General features: G+C 69.4%; 1 pseudogene. It reads left to right on the top strand.

Annotation, left to right across the window (positions count from 1 at the left end):
- A pseudogene (locus AC4HNJ_RS22120) lies at positions 1–229 on the top strand (esterase/lipase family protein); the annotation flags it as partial.

The raw sequence follows: 229 nt of genomic DNA, 5'->3' as shown, positions 1-229 counted from the left end.
CCGCTGCGAGCAGGTCATCCTGGTCAGCCACTCGATGGGCGGGCTCACCACGCGCGCGGCGCTGCATCCGGCCTACGGCCAGCTGGAAGACAAGGTGCTGGGCATCGTGCACGGCGAGATGCCGGCCAACGGCGCCGCTGCGGCCTACCATCATTGCCGCAACGGTTACGGCGGCATCTCCGGCTGGGTGCTGGGAAGCAATGCCGCGCAGGTCACGGCGGTGTTTGCC

The organism is Dyella sp. SYSU CM1112 (assembly GCF_058216415.1).
This window is presented reverse-complemented; position numbering and strand designations above follow the sequence as displayed.